Here is a 19798-nt window from a genome sequence, read left to right as displayed (position 1 = left end):
CATGATCTACCGGTTGCTCTACAACCTGCTGATCCACCTGGGGTTGCCCCTGGCGCTGCTGGCGCTCTACAAGCCCAAGAAAGGCAAGCCCGGCTTCGGGGCGCGCTGGGCCGAGCATCTGGGACGATTGCCGCCGACCGGACAGGAGGCTCCCCTCTGGATCCATGCGGTGAGCGTGGGGGAGACCCTGGCCATCACCCCCTTCATCCGCGCCCTCAAGGCCGAGCGCCCCGAGCTGCCCATCCTGCTCACCACCACCACCCGCACCGGCGCTGAACAGGCGGCCAAGCTCGGGGATCTGGTGGTGCACCGCTATGCGCCTCTCGACTATCCCTGGGCCATCTCGGCGTTTCTGAGCACCGTCAAGCCCCGTGCCCTCTGGGTGATGGAGACCGAACTGTGGCCGAACTGGCTGGCGGCCTGCGAGGCACGGCACCTGCCAGTGACCATCCTCAATGCCCGCCTCTCGGAGCGATCCTGTCAGCGCTATGGTCGCTTCCAGGGGGCCTTCGATGCCTTGAGCCGCCCGCTGACCCACCTGCTGTGCCAGCATCAGGACGATGCGGATCGCTTCCATCGGCTGGGCATAGCGCGCAACCGGCTGGCGGTGACCGGATCCATCAAGTTCGACATCCAGTTTGGCGACGAGGTGCAGGCCAGGGGCCGTGCCCTGCGCCAGCAACTGGGGGAGGCACGACCTGTCTGGATCGCCGCCAGTACCCACCAGGGGGAAGACGAGCAGGTGCTGGCCGCCTTCGATCGGGTGCTCAAGGCCCATCCCTCCGCCCTGCTGATCCTGGTGCCGCGCCATCCCGAGCGTTTCGATCGGGTGGCCGAGCTGTGCGCCCCCTACGGTTGCGTGCGGCGCACGGCGGGCAGAGCGGTCGGCGAGAGGGACAAGATCTACCTGGGTGACACCATGGGCGAGCTACCGCTGATGCTGGCGGCGGCGGATCTCGCCTTTGTCGGTGGCAGCCTGGTGCCCGTGGGCGGTCACAACCTGCTGGAACCGGCGGCGCTGGGCAAACCCTGCTTGACCGGCCCCGTCTATTTCAACTTCAGCGACATCACCCGCCAGCTGGTGGCCCAGGGGGGCGCGGCCGTGGTGGCGGACGCCGAGGCGCTCGGCCACCGGGTGAGCACCCTGCTCGGCGATGCCCCTGCTCGCCGCGAGATGGGGGAGCAGGCCCGCGCCGTGGTGCTGCGCAACCAGGGGGCGCTGGCACGCACCCTCTCCCATTGCCTCGCCAGCCTGGAAAGTGACGACTGAGGCGGGGCGGCGTGGTGGCCGCCCCGCCAGCATGTCTGCCAAACCCCGGGAGACAATCCGCGTCCCTTTCCTTTATGCTCTGCCCTTTGCCCCTGACCCTGTGATGCCCCGATGAACCGCGCTCCCCTGCTGTTGATGATACTGGTCACCCTGCTGGCCGCCGCTGGCTGGCTCTTCTCGAAAGAGGCGATTCGCGAACTGCCCACCGCCGCCTTTATCGGCAGCCGCTTCCTGCTGGCCGCCCTGCTGCTATTGCCGCTCGCCTGGTTGCGCGAGCCGCCCCCCAGTGGCTCACAGCTGCTGCGCGCCGCCGGGTGCGGCACTTTGCTCGGGGCCAGCCTGCTGTTCTGGGTTACCGCCATCAGCCAGAGCGATGCCCTCGGCAGTGGCGCCTTCATCATGAGCGTGGCCACCCTGATGGCGCCGCTCGCCGCCTGGGCCGCCTTCAAGGCCAGACCCGGCCGCCACTACTGGCTGACTCTGCCCGTGGCTGTCGCGGGTCTGCTGCTGCTCTCCAGCAGCACCCACTGGGGCGTGTCGCTCTCCCTGTTCTGGTTTCTGGCGGCGGCCGCCACTCTGGGGGTCCAGCTCGCGGTACACCGCCACTTCGCCCAGTCCATTCCCCCTACCTGGCTCACCTGCATCCAGCTGGCGGTGACCGGACTGCTCGGCACCCTGCTCTCCCTGCTGACCGAGCAGTGGCCCGCCAGCATCGGCACTGGCATCTGGGGCTGGTTTGCGGCCAGCGTCCTGATCGCCACCACATTGCGCTACTGGCTGCTCACCCACGCCCTGAGCCGGATGACCACGGCCCACGCCGCCCTGCTGATGCTGCTCGAACCGGTCTGGACCCTGATCTTAAGCACCCTCTTCTGTGACGAACCGCTGGGCCCCGCCAAGCTGGCCGGCGCCGGCCTGGTGCTGGGCGCGCTGGTGCTCTACCAGCTCCCCCTTCTGCTGCGCAGCCGAAGGCTGAAGTCACCGGTCTAGCCTGAACGGGCGAAAAACCTAAGTGGTTCGGAAAAGCGAGAGGGTCTGCATGGCAGACCCTCTTTGCGTGATGGCACATGTCGGGCTCCCTTTGCTAGGGGTTACCATCAGTCAGGCGGCTGAGCGCTGCGGGAAACGAGCATAAAAAAGCCCCCGCGTGGCGGGGGCTGGTGCATCGATGAGGGAGATCACTCGATGTTCTGGATCTGCTCGCGCATCTGCTCGATGAGGACCTTCAGCTCGACGGCGGACTGGGTCACCTCGGCGTTGATCGACTTGGAGCCCAGCGTGTTCGACTCGCGGTTGAACTCCTGCATCATGAAGTCGAGGCGACGGCCGCAGGCGCCACCCTTCTTCATGATCTTGTTGGTCTCGCTGATGTGCATCTCCAGGCGATCCAGCTCTTCGGCCACGTCGATCTTCTGGGCCAGCAGCACGATCTCCTGCTCGATGCGGGCAGGATCCAGCTCCACCTTGGCCTCGGCCAGGCGGTCGGTGAGCTTCTGGCGCTGCCACTCGATGATCTGCGGCAGGTGCTCCCGCACCTTCTTCACTTCTACCTGGATGCCGGCCAGACGCTGTTCGATCAGCGCCTTGAGGTTGGCCCCTTCGCTGGCGCGGGAGGCGAGGAAATCTTCCATGGTCAGGTCAAACCCGCCGAGCAGCTCGGTGGCGACCACGTCCATGTCCTGCTCGGCGGCAGCCATCACGCCCGGCCAGCGCAGCACGTCGACCGGGTTGAGCTGGCCCTGGCCCGCTTCCTTCATTACCCAGTTGGCACTGTCGATGATGAGCTTGGCCAGCTCTTCATTGATGTGCAGCTGGCTGGCAGCGGCTTGCGCGGCCTCGAAACGCAGGTTGCACTCCACCTTGCCGCGCTGCAGCTTGGCGCGGAAGCGCTCACGCAGAACCGGCTCCAGGCTGCGCAGTTGTTCCGGCAGGCGAATGTAGGTCTCCAGATAGCGCTGGTTGACCGAACGAATTTCCCAAACGGCTGTGCCCCAGTCGCCCTTGAGTTCCTTGCGGGCGTAGGCGGTCATGCTGTGAATCATTGATTGTTCCGGGCTTGATGAAGTGTGCGGCCAGTATACTCAGCCAGGCCTGCTCCGTCAGCCGACGAGGTGGTTTTAGCGGCTGATATTTGAGTAGCGATCGCTTATACTCCTGCGCCAATTCAGCCAGCCCAGAGGTCAGTCCCATGTCCCGTCCCAGCGATCGCAGCGCCGCCCAGGTGCGTCCGGTAACCATCACCCGCCACTTCACCAAGCATGCTGAAGGGTCCGTGCTGGTGGAATTCGGCCACACCCGCGTGCTCTGCACCGCCAGCGTCGACACCAGCGTGCCGCGCTTCCTCAAAGGCAAGGGGCAGGGGTGGGTCACTGCCGAGTACGGCATGCTGCCGCGCTCCACCCACTCCCGGATGAACCGCGAAGCGGCCTCCGGCAAGCAGAGCGGCCGCACCCTGGAGATCTCCCGTCTGATCGCCCGCTCCCTGCGCGCGGCGGTAGACTTGAGTGCCCTGGGCGAGCACACCATTACCGTTGACTGCGACGTGTTGCAGGCCGACGGCGGTACCCGCACCGCCGCCATCACCGGGGCCTGCGTGGCGCTGGTGGATGCGCTGAACTGGATGATGGAGAAGGGGCTGATCAAACAGAGCCCGCTCAAGCAGATGATCGCCGCCGTCTCCGTCGGTATGTTCGAAGGGGAGGCCATCTGCGATCTGGAGTACATCGAAGACTCCGCCGCCGAGACCGACATGAACGTGGTGATGACCGAAGATGGTCGCATCATCGAGGTGCAGGGCACCGCGGAGGCCGAACCCTTCACCCACGAGGAGCTGCTGGCCATGCTGGCCCTCGCCAAGGGCGGCATCGCCGACATCATTGCGCTGCAGAAGCAGTCACTTGCATGATTTTAAAAACGCGGCATTGACCGCGTTTTTTTATACCCCCACACAAGACAACGACAAGCCAAGCAAGGAGCCAGAATGAAAGCCTACCAGCGTCAATTTATCGAGTTCGCCCTGGAGAAGCAGGTCCTCAAATTCGGTGAATTTACCCTGAAATCCGGTCGTAAAAGCCCCTACTTCTTCAACGCCGGCCTGTTCAATAGCGGCCGCGATCTGGCCCGTCTCGGCCGCTTCTATGCCGCCGCCCTGATGGATGCCGGCATCGAATTCGACGTGCTGTTTGGCCCGGCCTACAAGGGGATCCCCATCGCCTCCGCCACCGCGGTGCAGCTGGTGGAGCAGCACGACGTGGACGTGCCCTGGTGCTTCAACCGCAAGGAGGCCAAGGATCACGGCGAGGGTGGCAATCTGGTGGGCAGCCCGCTCAAGGGGCGCATCATGCTGGTGGACGATGTCATCACTGCCGGCACCGCCATCCGCGAATCCATGGATCTGATCCAGGCCAACGGCGCCTCGCTGGCTGGCGTGCTGATCGCGCTGGACCGTCAGGAGAAGGGCAAGGGCGAGCTCTCCGCCATTCAGGAAGTGGAGCGTGACTACGGTGCCCACATCATCGCCATCATCCAGATGAGCGATCTGATCCAGTATCTGGAAGAGAAGCAGGCCGAACAGCCGGAGCTGGCGGCGCAACTGGCCGCCATGAAGGCTTACCGCGCCCAGTACGGTATCTGAGTCGCCGCGCATACCGCGCAATAGTTGAAGGCGGCGCCCGTTTGTTCTCTGGCAGCAAACGGGCGCCGTTTTTTCATCTGCAAAAAGTGGATCATGTGGCTTGAGCTTACCCTTACAGTAAAGGTTAGGGTTTGCCGGTCGGCGTTTTGTGGTGCCGACGGGTTCCGGGGAGGAACAACATGACCACTCATCTTCAATCACCCATTCATCTGCAGTTGCCGCTCAGCGGCATGAGCTGCGCCAATTGCGCCGGCCGCATCACGACCGCCCTCAACAAGCTCGATGGGGTATCGGCCACCGTCAACTTCGCACTGGAGCAAGCCGCCATCGAGCTGGCCAGCTCTGACCGTTTGCCGGCGGTGCTGGAGAGCATCAAGGCGCAGGGTTACGACTACGGCAGTGAGACCATCCTGTTTCAAATCACCGGCATGACCTGTGCCGGTTGCTCGGCCCGCCTGAACAAGATGCTGGCGGCGCTGCCCGGCGTCATCTCCGCCGACGTCAACTTCTCCATCGAGCAGGCTCGTATCGTGCTGGTACCCGGGATGCAGACGCCCGCGGCCCTGCGCGAGCAGATCGAGGCCCTCGGCTTTGGCGCCCAACTGGCGCAAGGCTCGGCCAGCGGCCGCCGCCAGCAGTTGCTGGAGCGGGAAGCGCAGGAGGCCGCCAGCGCCCGTCAGGCGCAAACCCGGGTCATCGTCTCGGCTTTGCTTACCCTGCCGCTGCTGGTGGGGATGCTGGCCATGGCCGGTCTGCTGCCCTGGCATCTGCCCGCCTGGCTGGAGCTGGTGCTCGCCACCCCGGTGCAGTTCTGGATTGGGGCCCGCTTCTATCGCGGCGCCTGGCTCGCCATCAAGAACCGCTCCGCCAACATGGATGTGCTGGTGGCGACCGGTACCAGTGCGGCCTACTTCTACAGCCTCTATCTGCTGCTTAATCTGGGGGTGGCCGCCAGTGGCCAACTCTACTTCGAGGCGAGTGCCATCATCATTACCCTGATTTCCCTCGGAAAACTGCTGGAAGCGCGAGCCAGACGCAGCACCCAGTCCGCCATTCGCGAGTTGATGGCGCTGCGGCCGGAAACCGCCACCGTCTGGCGCGGCGAGCGCTGGCAGAGCGTCGCCATCGACGAGGTGCTGCGCGGCGACAGGCTGCTGGTGCTGGTGGGTGAGCGGGTGCCGGTGGATGGCAAAATCATGAGCGGCGCCAGCGAGCTGGACGAGTCGATCCTCACCGGTGAGAGCCTGCCGATTCCGCGCGGTGAGGGCGACAAGGTGCTGGGCGGTGCCATCAACCGCTCCGGCGTGCTGGAAATTGAAGCCACTACGGTGGGGGAGGACTCCAGCCTCAGCAAGATCATCGCCCTGGTGGAGAGTGCCCAGATGGGCAAGGCGCCGCTGCAACAGCTGGTGGACAAGGTCTCCGCCGTGTTCGTGCCGGTGGTGATGGCCATCGCCCTGTTCACCCTGCTGGTGTGGTACGCCATCAGCAACGACTTCGGTCAGGCGCTGCTGGCAGCGGTGGCCGTGCTGGTGATCGCCTGTCCCTGTGCGCTGGGGCTGGCGACGCCGGCGGCCATCGTCACCGGTACCGGGGTGGCGGCGCGCCACGGCATTCTGATCAAAGATGTCGATACCCTGCAAAAGGCCCACGCCATCAAGGCGCTTATCTTCGACAAGACCGGCACCTTGACCCAGGGCCGGCCCGTGCTGGCGAGCTGGAGCGGCAACGATGAGCAACTGCGCCTCGCTGCCGCTCTGCAGCAGGCGAGCGAACACCCGCTGGCGCTGGCCATGCGCGAGGCGGTCGACAAGGAGACTACGCTGCCCCAGCCGGAGGCGGTGGAGGTGCGGGTCGGTGCCGGTATTGTCGGTCAGGTCGCCGGTCATACGGTCGCCATCGGCAATGGCTCTTTGCTGGCCCAGCTCGGCATTGAGGTGCCCGCGCAGGATAAACCGCCTGCCGACGGCGCGACCCGGGTCTGGGTGACCATCGACGGCGTGGTGGCCGGCATTGCGGCGCTGGCCGATACCCTGCGCCCCGAGAGTCCGGATGCCATCGTCACCCTGCGTCAGCGCGGCATCGCCAGCTGGCTGGTGAGCGGTGATGGACCGGTGCCGGTGGCCCATATTGCCGCCAAGCTGGGGCTGGACGGGGCCTTTGACTCCGTGCTGCCAGCCGGCAAGGTGGAAAAAGTCGAAGCGCTGCGGGCGCAAACCAGCGGGCTGATCGCCATGGTGGGAGACGGGGTGAACGACGCCCCGGCGCTGGCGGCGGCGGATGTGGGTATCGCCATGGGCTCCGGCTCCGACGTGGCGATGGAGACCGCCTCCATCACCCTGATGCGATCCGACCCGCGGCTGGTGGCCGATGCCATCGACATCTCGGCGGCCACCTGGCGCACCATCCAGCAGAACCTGTTCTGGGCCTTCGTGTTCAACATCATCGGCATTCCGCTGGCGGCACTGGGTTACCTCAGCCCCGAGCTGGCGGGGGCGGCCATGGCCCTGAGCAGCATCACCGTCTTGAGCAATTCCCTGTTATTGAAGCGCTGGCAGCCCCGGGCGGGCAGCCTGCGTGCATCTGAATCCCAAAGGAGTCATTCATGAACATCAGCAAGGTCGCCAAGGCCACCGGCCTGACCGCCAAGACCATCCGCTACTACGAGAGCATCGGCCTCATCTCGTCGCCAGTGCGCAGCGACAACGGGTATCGCAGTTATACGGATGCCTCCCTGCGGGAGTTGCGCTTCGTCAAGCGGGCGCGGGAGACCGGCTTCAATCTGGAGGAGTGCCAGGAGCTGCTGGCGCTCTATCGGGACGAGCACAGAACCAGTGCCCAGGTGAAGAAGCTGGCCCAGGAGAAAATCGTCGATCTGCGCTCCCGCATCGCCGGTTTGCAAGCCATGCTCAGCGCCCTCGAGGAGGTGGTGAGCTGCTGTCACGGAGATGCGAATCCCCAGTGCCCCATCCTCGACGAGCTGGAGAAAGGGTGAGGGAGGGTTGCGCCATTCGACCCTGCAGAAAAGGGTCTGTCGGGGCCTGTGCGGGAGAGGACGCGCTGAGTGGCAGCTTAATAGCGGTCGATTGATTGTTGAGCAGGAAAGGGGAGTGTTAAACTGTGCGGCTCTTGTACAGGGAGTACCCAGTTGACACAGAGTGTGAAATATCAGGTGCGGCGGGCCATCATGGTCCAGCTCTATACCCATGCCTCCTTCAGCCTGCCTTGCCTGGGGCTGCTGGCGATCAGCTGGAGCCTGCTGTTCCACGATTACCTGCCGGCCAGCGAGTCGCTGGGCTGGCTCGGTCTGGTCCTGCTGCTGTTGCTGGGGCGCTGGTGGCATCTGCGCTGGCGCCAGCCCAGGCTGGCACAGCTTCCGCTGCCGGTGCTCGAGCGCGAGCTCTTTGTCGGGGTGACCATCACCTCCATCGTCTGGGCACTGGGCGTGCTTCTCTACATGGACAAGCTGCCCGACACCTATCGTGCCGCCATGATGATGCTCTCCAGCCTGATCCTGACCGGCAGCGCCATCATGCTGTTCGGCAGCCGTCGTACCCTCTATGGGGCCGTGCTGCCCCTCGGGTTTGCCATGTTGTTCGAGCTCAGTGGCGGCAACACCCAGGAGCGTATCGTCTCCTGCATGCTGGCGGGGTATCTGTTCGTCTTTCTGCCGACCCTGCTGCGGCGCCTGCGGCGGGATCAGGTGGCCTCTCTCTACCACAGTTTTTCCAATGCGGATCTGGTGGCCGAGCTGAAGGCGGTCTCCGAGCACCTCAAGCTCACGTCCCGCCTCGACGGTCTGACCGGCATCGCCAACCGGGCCCATCTCGACGACTCCCTGGCGCGCGCCTGGCGTCGCTGCCACCGTGCCAGGGCGCCTCTCTCTCTGGTGCTGGTGGATGTGGACTACTTCAAGCAGTTCAATGATCACTATGGTCACCAGGTGGGGGACCAGTGCCTGCAACAGGTGGCGAGCCTGCTGGCCGAAGTGCTGCGGCGGGAAGACGATCTCGCTGCCCGTTACGGCGGAGAGGAGTTCGCCCTGCTGCTGCCCTGCACCACCTTGCAGGGGGCCATGCAGATCGCCGAGCAGGTGCGTACCTCGTTGCGAGCCCTCGGCATTCCCCACCACAAATCCCGGGTCTCGGGGCGGGTCAGTTGCAGCTTCGGGGTGGCGACCCTGGTGCCGGATCAGCATCACTCCATTGCCGAGCTTATCCAGAAAGCGGATGCGGCGCTCTATCAGGCCAAGCATAATGGCCGGGATCGTATCGAAGTAGCCTTGATGGGTAAGGTTGCCTGAGTTTCACAAGACAGATTAAAGAGGTCGTCTATGCAATGTCATCGTATCGAAGAGCTGCTGGAACTGCTGCAGCCTGCCTGGATCAAGGAGCAGGATCTCAGCCTGGTGCAGTTTGTTGCCAAACTGGCCGAGGAGGCGGGATTTGACGGTCCCCTGTCCGCACTGACCGACGACATGCTGATCTACCACCTCAAGATGCGGGAATCCGACAAGCAGGCGATGATCCCGGGGCTGGCCAAGGATCACGTGCCCGACTTCAAGGAGGCCCTGCTCAAGGCACGCGGCATCAAGTAATCCGGGCGTCACATCGCCATCAGAGAAAGGTTTCAAGAGAATCCGTGAAAAGGCGCATAGTCAACTGGCTATGGGCCTTTTTTGTTGCCTGAAATTGCGACGGGACTCGAACTATAGATACATTTAACCCACACAATTAGCAGGTTGTTTAAGATATAATCGCTTTCATAACAATATGAGTGGAGCGATGTGTTGCAATGGCCGACAAGGACAAGATCGACATCAAGGATGTGACCGGTGACGTCACCGGGACCTTCAATCCCAACACCTTCAAGGCGGGAGATGACAGGTTCAACCCCGGCAACCGCATCTATGTCCGCTCCCAGACCGGCTACTGGCAGCGGGTGCGCAAGGCCATGGGCTGGTTCTTCGTCGCGCTCTTTGTCCTCCTGCCCTGGCTGCGTTATGACGGCCGTCAGGCGGTGCTGTTCGATCTGGAGCACCAGCAGTTCCACATCTTCGGTGCCACCATCTGGCCGCAGGATCTCACCCTGCTGGCCTGGGTCTTCATGATCGCGGCCTTCGCCCTCTTCTTTGTGACCACCTTCCTGGGCCGGGTCTGGTGCGGCTACCTCTGTCCCCAGACGGTGTGGACCTTCCTGTTCATCTGGTTCGAGGAGAAGCTGGAAGGGGCCGCCAACAAGCGTCGCAAGCTGGATGCGGCGCCCTGGAGCGGTGAGAAGCTGGCCCGGAAGGGCGCCAAGCACCTGGCCTGGATCCTGCTGTCGCTGGGCACGGGGCTGACCTTCGTCGCCTACTTCCAGGATGTCTTCCACCTGGTGCCCGATTTCTTCACCCTGCAGGCGGGAGGCTGGGTCATCTTCTGGGTGCTGTTCTTTGCCGCCTGCACCTATGGCAACGCCGGCTGGATGCGCGCCATCATGTGTATCCACATGTGCCCCTATGCCCGATTCCAGTCCGCCATGTTCGACAAGGACACCTACATCGTCGGCTATGACAGCCAGCGTGGCGAGACCCGCGGCGCCCGTGGTCGCAAGGCCGATCCCAAGGCTCTGGGGCTGGGGGACTGCATCGACTGCGACCTCTGCGTGCAGGTCTGCCCGACCGGTATCGACATCCGTGACGGTCTGCAGTACGAGTGCATCAACTGCGGCGCCTGTGTCGACGCCTGCGACCAGACCATGGAGCGGATGGGGTATCCGAAAGGGCTCATCAGTTACACCACCGAGCACAAGCTGGCCCACAGTGAAACCCAGGTGGCGCGGCCCAAGCTGATTGGCTATGGCCTGGTGATGGTCGTCATGCTGGGGGTCTTCGTCTATAACGCCATGTCCATCATGCCCATGGGGCTCGACATCCTGCGGGATCGCAACCAGCTGTTCCGGGAAAACAGTGAAGGGCTTATCGAGAACACCTATACCCTGAAGATCCTCAACAAGACCCTGAACTCCCAGACCTACCGGCTGGACGTGGAAGGGCTGCCGGAGTACCAGTGGTTCGGACCCCGCGAGGTGACCCTGAAGGCGGGCGAGATCTATACCCTGCCGGTGAGTCTGGCGGTGGATCCCTTCAACCTGAAGCGCCCCACTCTGGACGTCCAGTTCGTGCTCAAGCGGGAAGGCGCGGCGCCGGACGACAGCAAGGGGACCTTGCGCCAACCGAGCAAGTTTATCAGCAGGTTGTGACGGCAAGGCGCACCGCCATGCACGGAAACGGCAGACAGTGGTGATAGAATGGGGCGCAACAGCGCCCCTTTTCTATGGTGGATGACATGCGTTTCAACTATTCCGACCTCAATCCCGATCTCATCATGGATGCCATCGATCTCAGCGGCTTGCGCATCGACTCCGGCCTTATCGAGCTCAACAGTTACGAGAACCGCGTCTATCAGTTCCAGGATGAGGATCGCCGTCGCTACGTGGTGAAGTTCTACCGCCCCGGTCGCTGGAGCCGGGCACAGATCCTGGAAGAGCACGCGTTTGCCGCTCGCCTCTGTGAAGCTGAGATCCCGGTCGCCGCTCCCATTGCCTTTGCCGGCGAGACCCTGCTGGAGCATCAGGGCTACCCGTTTGCCATCTGGCAGAGCGTCGGGGGGCGTCAGTTCGAGGTGGACAACCTGGACCAGCTGGAGTGGGTGGGGCGTTACCTCGGTCGCATCCACAGCGTCGGTGCCAGCCATGCCTTTCATCACCGGGTTCCGCTGGATGTGGAGAGCATGCTGCACGAGCCGCGTCAGTTGCTGGCGGCAGGCGAGTGGTTGCCGAGCGGGCTGGCCAAGTCCTTCTTCGGGGTGCTGGACGAGCTGATCCGGCACGTATGCGACGCCATGACCCTGGATGTGGCGCGCATCTCCCTGCATGGGGACTGCCACCCGGGCAACATCCTGTGGCGTGACGGCCCCCTGTTTGTCGACCTCGACGATTGCCGCACCGGCCCCGCCATCCAGGATCTCTGGATGATGCTGAACGGGGAGCGTCATGAGCAGCAGATCCAGCTCGATACCCTGCTGGCGGGGTATGAGGAGTTCATGGAGTTCGACCCGCGGGAGCTGGCGCTCATCGAGCCGCTGCGCGCCATGCGCATCGTCCACTACATGGCCTGGCTGGCAAGACGCTGGGAAGATCCCGCCTTCCCCCGCCACTTCTCCTGGTTCAACACCGAACATTACTGGCGCCAGCAGATTGCGGCCCTGCATGATCAGCTCGAGGCATTGAAGGCCCCGCCGCTCAGCCTGATGCCGCAGTGGTAGGGGCGTGAGCCCGGCAGATCGCCACGCCACGGGGCGTCCGCTGGTGGTGTCGCCCGTACCATTGCCACAGCGGCAAGGTGCCCGTGGGAGGCGGGATGGCGGTCCCGCCTGTCTGCCTTTGCCATTGACGGCACGAGGGTGAGGCAATAGGCTTGGACTGCTTCGGTTCGCCGGGCGTGCCTCACAGTGATCCCTTAACAGGAAACGTCATGAAAAAAGTACTATTTTTCCTCGCTGCCATGCTGATGATCCCCATGGTTCACGCCGCCCCGCAATTCAAGGAAGGTGTCAACTATGACGTGGTCAGCCAGACCGGCAGCGCCCAGCCGGAAGTGATGGAGTTCTTCTCCTATTTCTGCCCACACTGCGCCAAGTTCGAGCCGATTGCCGAGGATCTGAAGAAGAGCCTGCCGGAAGGCGTGCCGATGAAGAAGAACCCGGTGGCCTTCCTGGGCCGTGAAATGGGCCCCGAGATGCAGCGTGCCTACGCCGTCGCCAATCTGCTGAACGTGGAAGGCAAGCTGACCCCGGCCATCTTCGACAAGATCCACACCCAGCGCCAGATCCCCCAGAGCCGCGCCGACGTGAAGCAGGTCTTCGTGGACAATGGCGTGCCGGCCGAGGAGTTCGACGGTGCCGTCGACAGCTTCGCCGTCTCCGGCATGGTCTCCCAGTTCGATCGCAACACCGAGAGCTACAATGTGCGCGGTGTGCCGGCCTTTCTGGTCAACGGCAAGTACATGGTGAAGATTGAATCCATCACTTCCCAGGAGCAGTTCAACCAGCTGGTGAAATTCCTGCTGGCCAAGAAGGACTGATCATTCCTGAGTCGATACAAAAGCCCGCCGGTGCAAACCGGCGGGCTTTTTGTTTGGCGTCTCGCGGGCCTGACTCAGACCCCGACGTGGAAGGCCTGTTTGAGGTTGCGAATGAAGTCCGCATCCCGGCAGAGGGTCTTGCCCGGGCTGTCGGAGATCTTGGCGACCGGGCCGCCGTTGCACTCCATCAGCTTGAACACGATGTTCATCGGGCTGACGCCGGGCAGATCGCAGGTGAGCTTGGTGCCGATGCCGAAGCTGGTGTTGATGCGGCCGCGGAAGTGGCGCAGCAGCTCGACGGCCTTGTCGAGGTTGAGCCCGTCGGAGAAGACCAGTGTCTTCTCGGCAGGGTCGATGCCGAGCCGCTGATAGTGGCTGATGGCCTTCTCGCCCCACACCACGGGATCACCGGAGTCGTGGCGCAGCCCCTGGTAGCGGCTCGCCAGCTCGAAGTCGAAGTCACGCAGGAAAGCATCCATGGTGATGCAGTCGGTGAGCGCGATACCGAGGTGGTTGGTGAATTCGTCCAGCCAGCTGGTGAGGGCGGCGCGCTGGCTGAGCTCCAGCGGGAAGCCGAGCTGCTGGTGGGCCTGGAACCACTCGTGAGCCTGGGTACCCACCGCGGGCAACCGGTACTTCTGGGCCAGCAGGTAGTTGCTGGTGCCGCGAAACGCCGGCAGCCGCTCCTTGAGACGACCCACCACGGCGTCTTGTACCGCGAGGGAGAAGCGGCGACGGGTGCCGAAGTCGATGAGGTTGAACTCGCTCATCTCCTCCCGGCTCAGTTCCCGCTCCAGCTTGTCGATCTTCTGATCGAGCCGCTCCAGTGCCTGGCTGACACCGAACTGGGGATAACGGAAGCGGTTACGCATCTCGCTGATGATGGCGAGCACCGGGATCTCCCACAGGATCACGTCCTGCCAGGGGCCTTCGACCCGCACATTGATGCGGCCATCCTGCTCGAACACCTTGAGCAGGGAGGCGTCCAGAGGCTTGCGGCGCAGGTGGTCCAGGTAGTCGGGCGTGAAGAAGGGGCGTTCGGCCAGGAAGTCGAGTTCGGACCGGGTCAGGCGCAGGGAGCCGGCGAGGCGCAGTTGTTCCTCGATCTGGCCCATCATGGGCAGCAGATCTTCTTCGTTGCGGCTGTGGAACTCGGCGACGACGTCGGCATCCGGATAGCGATGGAACACCGCCTGCTGCATGTGCAGCTTGTAGGCATCGGTGTCGAGCAGGCTGTGGAGGATGGGAGGCATATCAGGCTCCTGTGATGAGTGCTGCGCGGGCAACGCACTTTGGCTGCATCTGTGACGGGTGGGCGCCGGTGTCGGGTGGGCAGTGGAAAATGGAAGGCATATCAGGCATCCAGCAGGCGTTGAATGTCGGCCAGGGTCTGGGCCAGCTCGGCGCCGGCCTCGATCATCCGGGTGCGGGCCTGGTCGATTGTCTCGGGGGCGATGCCGCGGCAGGCGTCGAGGTGGACGATGACCCGGAAACCGGCGCGACGCAGTTGCAGCACGCTGGTCTTGACGCAGTAGTCGGTGGCGAGGCCGCCGACCAGCACGGTAGTGACGTCGCGGGCTTGCAGAAACTCGATAAGCCCGGTGCTGCGCAGTTCCGCCAGGTCGTGATAGCAGACGCCATAGGGATGCAGGTCCGGCTCGACCCCCTTCCAGACGAAGAAGTCGTAGTCGATGGGGGCGGGCAGGCCGTCGAGCAGCTCGAACCCAGGTGTGCCGGGCACGCAGTGGGCCGGCCAGGTGAGATCGGCATTCGCCAGAGCAAGGGGTTGCAACATGGCGCCGGGTTCGGTCACCACCCAGGGGGCGTTCGCGGGGTGGGCATCCTTGCTGCCGGTTCGCAGGGTGGCGAGGGCAGCCTGGGCATTGAGCGCCGCCACTATGGTATCCCCGCCAGCGACGGGCAGCTCGTTCGGGCAGAGGGGGGTGAATCCCTTCTGCGCATCAATATCCAGGCTGGCGATGATTCCCATGGATGGCTCCTTCACATAATATTCTTGTGATATTATCTACCAAACATTATTAGAAGGCGAGCAGGTCGACCAGGATGCCGAGAATGAGTCTGGATATGGTGGTGCTGCGGTTGCGCGAGGAGCGGCTCGAGCTGCTTCTCGAGACCCGGGATCGCCCCCCCTTTGCCCACTGCTGGCAGTTGCCGGCCCTGCGCATCGACGAGGCCCGGGATCGGGATCTGGACGCGGCTCGCCATCGCCTGTTGGCAGAGTGGGGGCTGGAGCACTGCTACAGCGAGCAGGTCTGTACCCTCGGCAACCTGGAGCGGGATCCCCGCGGCTGGTCCACCACCCTCGTCTATCTCTGTCTGGCGGATCCCGATGGGGGGGCGGTGCGCGGTCGCTGGCATCCTCTGGACGATCTGCCCGGCCTGCAACTCGCCTTCGATCACGGCAAGCTGGTCGCCATGGGGCTGGAGCGGCTGCGCATCAAGAGCCGTTACAGCACCCTGCCGCTGCATCTGCTGGGGGCAGAATTCACCCTCTCCGAGGTGCAACGGGCGTTCGAGATCGTCCTGCAGACCCCCATGAACACGGCCGCATTTCGCAAGCGGCTCCACCGTGCCGACATCCTGGTGGACACAGGGCGCAAGCGCACCGGCAAGCAACGTCCCGCCATCCTCTATCGGCTGGAGACCCCCTGTTGCGTCATGTTCGATCAGGTGATGCACGGTGCGGAAGCATAAGCCGATGTCTGCGAAAGCCGGATTGTCACCCCATAGCGGATCTGGTGCACTGGCACCTCACACAGGAAGTGAAAGCATGGGAGAGACGAGAATGCACAAGGTGCTGGTGAGCGCCTGTCTGCTGGGGCAGCCAGTACGTTACGACGGCCAGAGCAAGGGGATTGTCAGCGACTGGCTGCAGGCGCTGGGAGCCGAGGGGCGGGCGCTGGCCTTCTGCCCCGAGGTGGCGGGTGGCCTTCCGACGCCACGCCCCCCTGCCGAGCGCCAGGGGGAGCGGGTGGTCACCGAAAGCGGGCTGGATGTGACGGAGGAGTTCGATCGGGGCGCCGCCCTTGCGCTGGCCCTCTGTCAGCAGCAGGACATTCGCTTCGCCCTTCTGAAGGAGGGGAGTCCCTCCTGCGGCAGCGGTCGCATCTACAATGGCAGCTTCGAAGGGGTTTCACTGGCGGGAGAGGGCAAGACCACGGCTTTGCTGCGCCGCCATGGCATCGCGGTGTTCAGCGAGGATCAGCTGCCCGAGCTGGCCTCAGCGCTCGCCTTGGCTGCCTGCGGATCGGTCTGAGCCGCCGCATCGGCCGCCTGCCACTGAGCCAGCATGTCGTCTTTTTCCTTCCAGCGTGCGTTCAGCCACTCCTGGAAACCGCGTTTGAACTGCTTGTCGTTGAAGTAATCCCCCACCAGTTGCTCGTCCACCGGCAGCTCCTCGATCCGCACCCGGATGCGCTTCATCTTCCCCATCAGGAAATCCTTGAAGGGGGTGTCGGGGTTGTCCGGGTAGCTGATGGTGACGTTGATCAGGCTGTCGAACTGATCGCCCATGGCTGCCAGGGTGAAGGCGAGTCCTGCCGCCTTGGGGGGCATGAGATGGCGATAGCGGGAGCGGGTGGCCTCGCGCTTCTGATCGGTGAAGCGGGTCCCCTCCACGAAGTTGATGACGGTGGTGGGAATGTGGCGAAACTTCTCGCAGGCGTTGCGGGTGGTCTCGATATCCTTGCCCCGCAGATGCGGATTTCTTAACAGAAACTCTCTCGAATAGCGGCGCATAAAGGGCATGTCCAGCCCCCAGCAGGCGAGCCCCAGCAGCGGGATGTAAATGAGCTCGTGCTTCATGAAGAACTTGGGCACCGGCAGCCGATTGCGAAACAGGTGGCCTAGCACCACGATATCGGTCCAGCTCATGTGGTTGCTGATGATGAGATACCAGCCATCCTTGCGCAGCCGGGTATTGTCCTCAATCTGCCAGTCGATGCGGGTAGTGAGGCGGATCACCAGGGCGTTGCAACCGAGCCACAGGCCCATGAAGCGATTGTTGAGCCGGCTGCAGGCGCGACCAAAGGCCGGCACGGGCAGCAGCAGTTTGGCCAGAGAAACCAGCAGGATCAGGCTGGCACACAGGGCGGTAAACAGTATGGTCAGGCCGGCGCTGATGAACAGCACCAGGGGGCCCGGGAGCAGGTTTGGCATGAGTGTCTTACTGCGTCTTGTCCGCCAGCAGCTTATCCAGAGTCTGGTCCTTCTCGTGCCAGATCCCGTTCAACCACTGTTGAAACTCTTGTTGGAACTCGGGGTCATTGAAGTAATCCCCCACCAGATTGCGTTCGATCGGCAGAAAGCGGACCCGAACCTTGATCTCCTTGACCCGACCGCACATGAAGTCCCAGTAGCTGGGGACGCCGCCGGGATAGGCGATGGTCACATCCACCAGCTTGTGCAGTTGATCCCCCATGGCCGCCAGGGTGAAGGCGATGCCCCCTGCTCTCGGGTGCAGCAGATGACGATAGGGTGCCCCTTGCTTGTCGTGCTTGCCGACGGTGAAGCGGGTCCCTTCCACGAAGTTCATCACACTCACCGGCATATGGCGGAAACGGGCACACGCCTTGCGCGTGGTTTCTATGTCTTTTCCCCTCAGATGCGGGTGCTTTTCCAGAAATTTTCGGGAATAACGCCGCATGAATGGGAAATCCAGCGCCCACCAGGCCAGACCGAGAAAAGGTACCCAAATCAGTTCTTTCTTGAGGAAAAACTTCAGGAAGGGGATTTTTTGATTAAAAATCCGCTGCAATACCAGTATGTCGACCCAAGATTGGTGGTTGGCAATCACCATATACCACTCATTCCGGCGCCCTTTGTCCACTCCGACCACATCGAAAGGGGTGTTGATAATGGTTTTCTGGATCAGATTGTTAAAACCTATCCAGTGGGTGGCGCAGCCGTCCAGGAGGGTGTTGCAGAGACGTCGCGCCCCCTGGAAGGGCAGCAGCAGCTTGATGAGGCCAAGCAGCAGGACGGGGACAAACCAGAACAGGGTGTTGATGAAATAGAGCAGGGTCGAGAGGCTGCCGCGCAGTCGCTCTATCAGCTTGTTGGGCATGGTGGAATCCGTCTTCGTATCGGTGGATGGCAACCAAGTGGTCAGATCTGTTGCCATAATATCAGCCGGCCCACGACTAGACCATGGTGGCGCCCTTTCCGGGTCGGGTGGTGGCTGCTGCCGTTCCCCCGCTCACTGGCCCCCGCGCAGCCGCGACAACAGCCTATCCATGGCACGATAGCCCAGGGCTTCGATCAGATGCGCTCTCTCGATGGTGGCGTGCCCCGCCAGATCGGCGATGGTGCGCGATACCCGCAGGATGCGGTGCCAGGCCCGGATGCTGAGCCCCAGCTTCTGGATGGCACCTTCCAGAAACTCGGCATCCTGTGGCGATAATCTGCAAACATCTTCGATTTCACGACTATCCAGCAGGTTGTTGAGTTTTCCGCTGCGACTCAGCATGCGCTCTCGCGCCCCCAGCACCCGTTCGCGTATCTGCTGGCTCGATTCCCCCCGCTCCGCCTTGCCGGTCAGGCTCCCCCTGGGTAAGAGCGGGACCTCTACCGTCAGATCGAACCGATCGAGAAAGGGGCCGGAGAGCTTGCCCAGATAGCGCAGGATCTGATCCGGGCTGGAGCGGGTCTGGCCGTCGCCATAATGGCCGCAGGGGCTGGGATTCATGGCACCCACCAGCTGGAAGCGGGCGGGAAAATCCACCTGGCGGGCGGCACGACTGATGGTGATGTGCCCGGTCTCCAGCGGCTCGCGAAGGGAGTCGAGCACCTTGCGCTCGAACTCCGGCAGTTCATCCAGAAACAGGACCCCGTTGTGGGCGAGGGAAATTTCGCCAGGCCTGGGATGGGTACCCCCGCCCACCAGCGCCACCGCCGAGGCGCTATGATGGGGCGTGCGATACGGCCTGTGGTGCCAGTGGCCGGCGCGGGGGGTGAGGCCGCCGATGGAGTGGATGGCGGCGGTCTGCTGCGCCTCCTGTTCGCTGAGCGGCGGCAGAATGCCGGGCAGACGGCTGGCCAACATGCTCTTGCCGGTGCCGGGGGGGCCGATGAACAGCAGGTTGTGGCTGCCGGCTGCGGCGATCTCCAGCGCCCGCTTCGCCTGGGACTGACCGATCACGTCCTGTAGATCCGGCACGTCGGGCAGGGTCTCCGCGCTCTGGGGTTCCGGCAGCGGTAGTTCGTACTGGCCCGCCAGCCAGGCGGTGACCGCCAGCAGCTGGTGGGCGGTGCGCACCTCGGCATCCTGTATGAGGGAAGCCTCCGGACCGTTCTCCCGTGGGACCAGCAGGGTGCGCCCCGCGTCGCGGCAGGCGAGCACCGAGGGGAGCACCCCAAGCACGGGGCGGATCTCGCCGGTCAGGGCCAATTCCCCTAAAAATTCGTGATCGAGTAGGTATTTTGCAGGTATCTGCTTGGATGCGGCGAGAATGCCGATGGCGATGGCCAGGTCGAAACGGCCCCCCTCCTTGGGCAGATCCGCAGGTGCCAGGTTGACGGTGATGTGCTTGGCCGGAAATTCGAAATTGCCGTTGAGCAGGGCGCTGCGCACCCGATCCCGCGACTCCTTCACCGAGGTTTCCGGCAACCCCACCATGTTGAAGGCGGGCAGGCCGTTGGAGAGGTGCACCTCCACCGTGACTTGTGGCGCCGCTATCCCCAGGCTGGCACGGCTATAAACAACAGCTAATGACATAAATACCGTCCTTGGTTTGATGTATATGCTGGT

The 19798-nt window shown here is 63.4% G+C and carries 19 protein-coding genes; 13 read left to right on the top strand and 6 right to left on the bottom strand.

What is annotated here, in order from left to right; all coding sequences use genetic code 11:
- Window position 1 precedes the first annotated feature (1 nt).
- Both waaA and AB5Y59_RS16575 read left to right on the top strand, forming a co-directional pair.
- A complete protein-coding gene (gene waaA / locus AB5Y59_RS16580) occupies window positions 2-1270 on the top strand; it encodes a lipid IV(A) 3-deoxy-D-manno-octulosonic acid transferase (RefSeq protein WP_139736541.1) in 1269 nt (422 codons plus the stop codon).
- Window positions 1271-1381: 111 nt separating this feature from the next.
- Window positions 1382-2260, top strand: coding sequence for a DMT family transporter (locus AB5Y59_RS16575; protein WP_368212372.1), 879 nt, complete (start codon window positions 1382-1384; stop codon window positions 2258-2260).
- 188 nt (window positions 2261-2448) lie between these two features.
- On the opposite strand, the gene AB5Y59_RS16570 is transcribed toward AB5Y59_RS16575, so the two are convergent.
- Window positions 2449-3312: a YicC/YloC family endoribonuclease gene (locus AB5Y59_RS16570; RefSeq protein WP_069784594.1), complete on the bottom strand. Its 864-nt coding sequence runs from the start codon at window positions 3310-3312 to the stop codon at window positions 2449-2451.
- A 146-nt stretch (window positions 3313-3458) separates the two neighbouring features.
- Between AB5Y59_RS16570 and rph the strand changes: the two genes are divergently transcribed.
- The 9 genes from rph to AB5Y59_RS16525 all read left to right on the top strand — a co-directional run bounded on the left by rph (window position 3459) and on the right by AB5Y59_RS16525 (window position 13029).
- On the top strand, window positions 3459-4175 hold the full coding sequence (gene rph, locus AB5Y59_RS16565) for a ribonuclease PH (protein ID WP_162726540.1): 717 nt from the start codon (window positions 3459-3461) through the stop codon (window positions 4173-4175).
- 75 nt (window positions 4176-4250) lie between these two features.
- Window positions 4251-4904, top strand: a complete 654-nt coding sequence (pyrE, locus tag AB5Y59_RS16560; protein WP_010676102.1) for an orotate phosphoribosyltransferase — start codon at window positions 4251-4253, stop codon at window positions 4902-4904.
- 179 nt (window positions 4905-5083) lie between these two features.
- Entirely contained in the window at window positions 5084-7513 is a 2430-nt protein-coding gene (locus AB5Y59_RS16555; protein ID WP_319859196.1) for a heavy metal translocating P-type ATPase, read from the top strand.
- Entirely contained in the window at window positions 7510-7899 is a 390-nt protein-coding gene (gene cueR / locus AB5Y59_RS16550; RefSeq protein ID WP_010676100.1) for a Cu(I)-responsive transcriptional regulator, read from the top strand. Before AB5Y59_RS16555 ends, cueR begins: the two co-directional genes overlap by 4 nt.
- Window positions 7900-8052: 153 nt before the next feature.
- Window positions 8053-9207, top strand: coding sequence for a diguanylate cyclase (locus AB5Y59_RS16545; protein WP_041211999.1), 1155 nt, complete (start codon window positions 8053-8055; stop codon window positions 9205-9207).
- A 30-nt stretch (window positions 9208-9237) separates the two neighbouring features.
- On the top strand, window positions 9238-9501 hold the full coding sequence (locus AB5Y59_RS16540; RefSeq protein ID WP_010676098.1) for a YihD family protein: 264 nt from the start codon (window positions 9238-9240) through the stop codon (window positions 9499-9501).
- A 197-nt stretch (window positions 9502-9698) separates the two neighbouring features.
- Window positions 9699-11147 (top strand): cytochrome c oxidase accessory protein CcoG, encoded by a 1449-nt coding sequence (ccoG, locus tag AB5Y59_RS16535; protein WP_010676097.1) that lies wholly within the window; start codon window positions 9699-9701, stop codon window positions 11145-11147.
- A 74-nt stretch (window positions 11148-11221) separates the two neighbouring features.
- Window positions 11222-12211 (top strand): serine/threonine protein kinase, encoded by a 990-nt coding sequence (locus AB5Y59_RS16530; protein ID WP_368212369.1) that lies wholly within the window; start codon window positions 11222-11224, stop codon window positions 12209-12211.
- 209 nt (window positions 12212-12420) lie between these two features.
- A complete protein-coding gene (locus AB5Y59_RS16525) occupies window positions 12421-13029 on the top strand; it encodes a thiol:disulfide interchange protein DsbA/DsbL (RefSeq protein WP_010676095.1) in 609 nt (202 codons plus the stop codon).
- A gap of 74 nt (window positions 13030-13103) precedes the next feature.
- Here AB5Y59_RS16525 and pncB read toward each other — a convergent pair whose 3' ends face one another.
- A complete protein-coding gene (gene pncB / locus AB5Y59_RS16520) occupies window positions 13104-14282 on the bottom strand; it encodes a nicotinate phosphoribosyltransferase (protein WP_010676094.1) in 1179 nt (392 codons plus the stop codon).
- A gap of 101 nt (window positions 14283-14383) precedes the next feature.
- Window positions 14384-15019: a nicotinamidase gene (locus AB5Y59_RS16515; protein WP_053287994.1), complete on the bottom strand. Its 636-nt coding sequence runs from the start codon at window positions 15017-15019 to the stop codon at window positions 14384-14386.
- A gap of 74 nt (window positions 15020-15093) precedes the next feature.
- Between AB5Y59_RS16515 and AB5Y59_RS16510 the strand changes: the two genes are divergently transcribed.
- Together AB5Y59_RS16510 and AB5Y59_RS16505 are read left to right on the top strand one after the other, a co-directional pair.
- Window positions 15094-15744, top strand: a complete 651-nt coding sequence (locus tag AB5Y59_RS16510; protein WP_049636082.1) for a DNA mismatch repair protein MutT — start codon at window positions 15094-15096, stop codon at window positions 15742-15744.
- A gap of 76 nt (window positions 15745-15820) precedes the next feature.
- Window positions 15821-16306: a DUF523 domain-containing protein gene (locus AB5Y59_RS16505; RefSeq protein ID WP_261998804.1), complete on the top strand. Its 486-nt coding sequence runs from the start codon at window positions 15821-15823 to the stop codon at window positions 16304-16306.
- On the opposite strand, the gene AB5Y59_RS16500 is transcribed toward AB5Y59_RS16505, so the two are convergent.
- The 3 genes from AB5Y59_RS16500 to AB5Y59_RS16490 form a co-directional block, all read right to left on the bottom strand.
- On the bottom strand, window positions 16252-17208 hold the full coding sequence (locus AB5Y59_RS16500; RefSeq protein WP_323895249.1) for an acyltransferase: 957 nt from the start codon (window positions 17206-17208) through the stop codon (window positions 16252-16254). The two genes, AB5Y59_RS16505 and AB5Y59_RS16500, sit on opposite strands and share 55 nt — an antisense overlap.
- A gap of 7 nt (window positions 17209-17215) precedes the next feature.
- Window positions 17216-18115, bottom strand: a complete 900-nt coding sequence (locus AB5Y59_RS16495; protein WP_045522721.1) for an acyltransferase — start codon at window positions 18113-18115, stop codon at window positions 17216-17218.
- A 132-nt stretch (window positions 18116-18247) separates the two neighbouring features.
- Window positions 18248-19765: a YifB family Mg chelatase-like AAA ATPase gene (locus AB5Y59_RS16490; RefSeq protein WP_052815775.1), complete on the bottom strand. Its 1518-nt coding sequence runs from the start codon at window positions 19763-19765 to the stop codon at window positions 18248-18250.
- Window positions 19766-19798 lie beyond the last annotated feature (33 nt).

The organism is Aeromonas sp. s10 (assembly GCF_040907975.1).
GTDB classification, from domain to species: domain Bacteria; phylum Pseudomonadota; class Gammaproteobacteria; order Enterobacterales; family Aeromonadaceae; genus Aeromonas; species Aeromonas caviae.
This window is presented reverse-complemented; position numbering and strand designations above follow the sequence as displayed.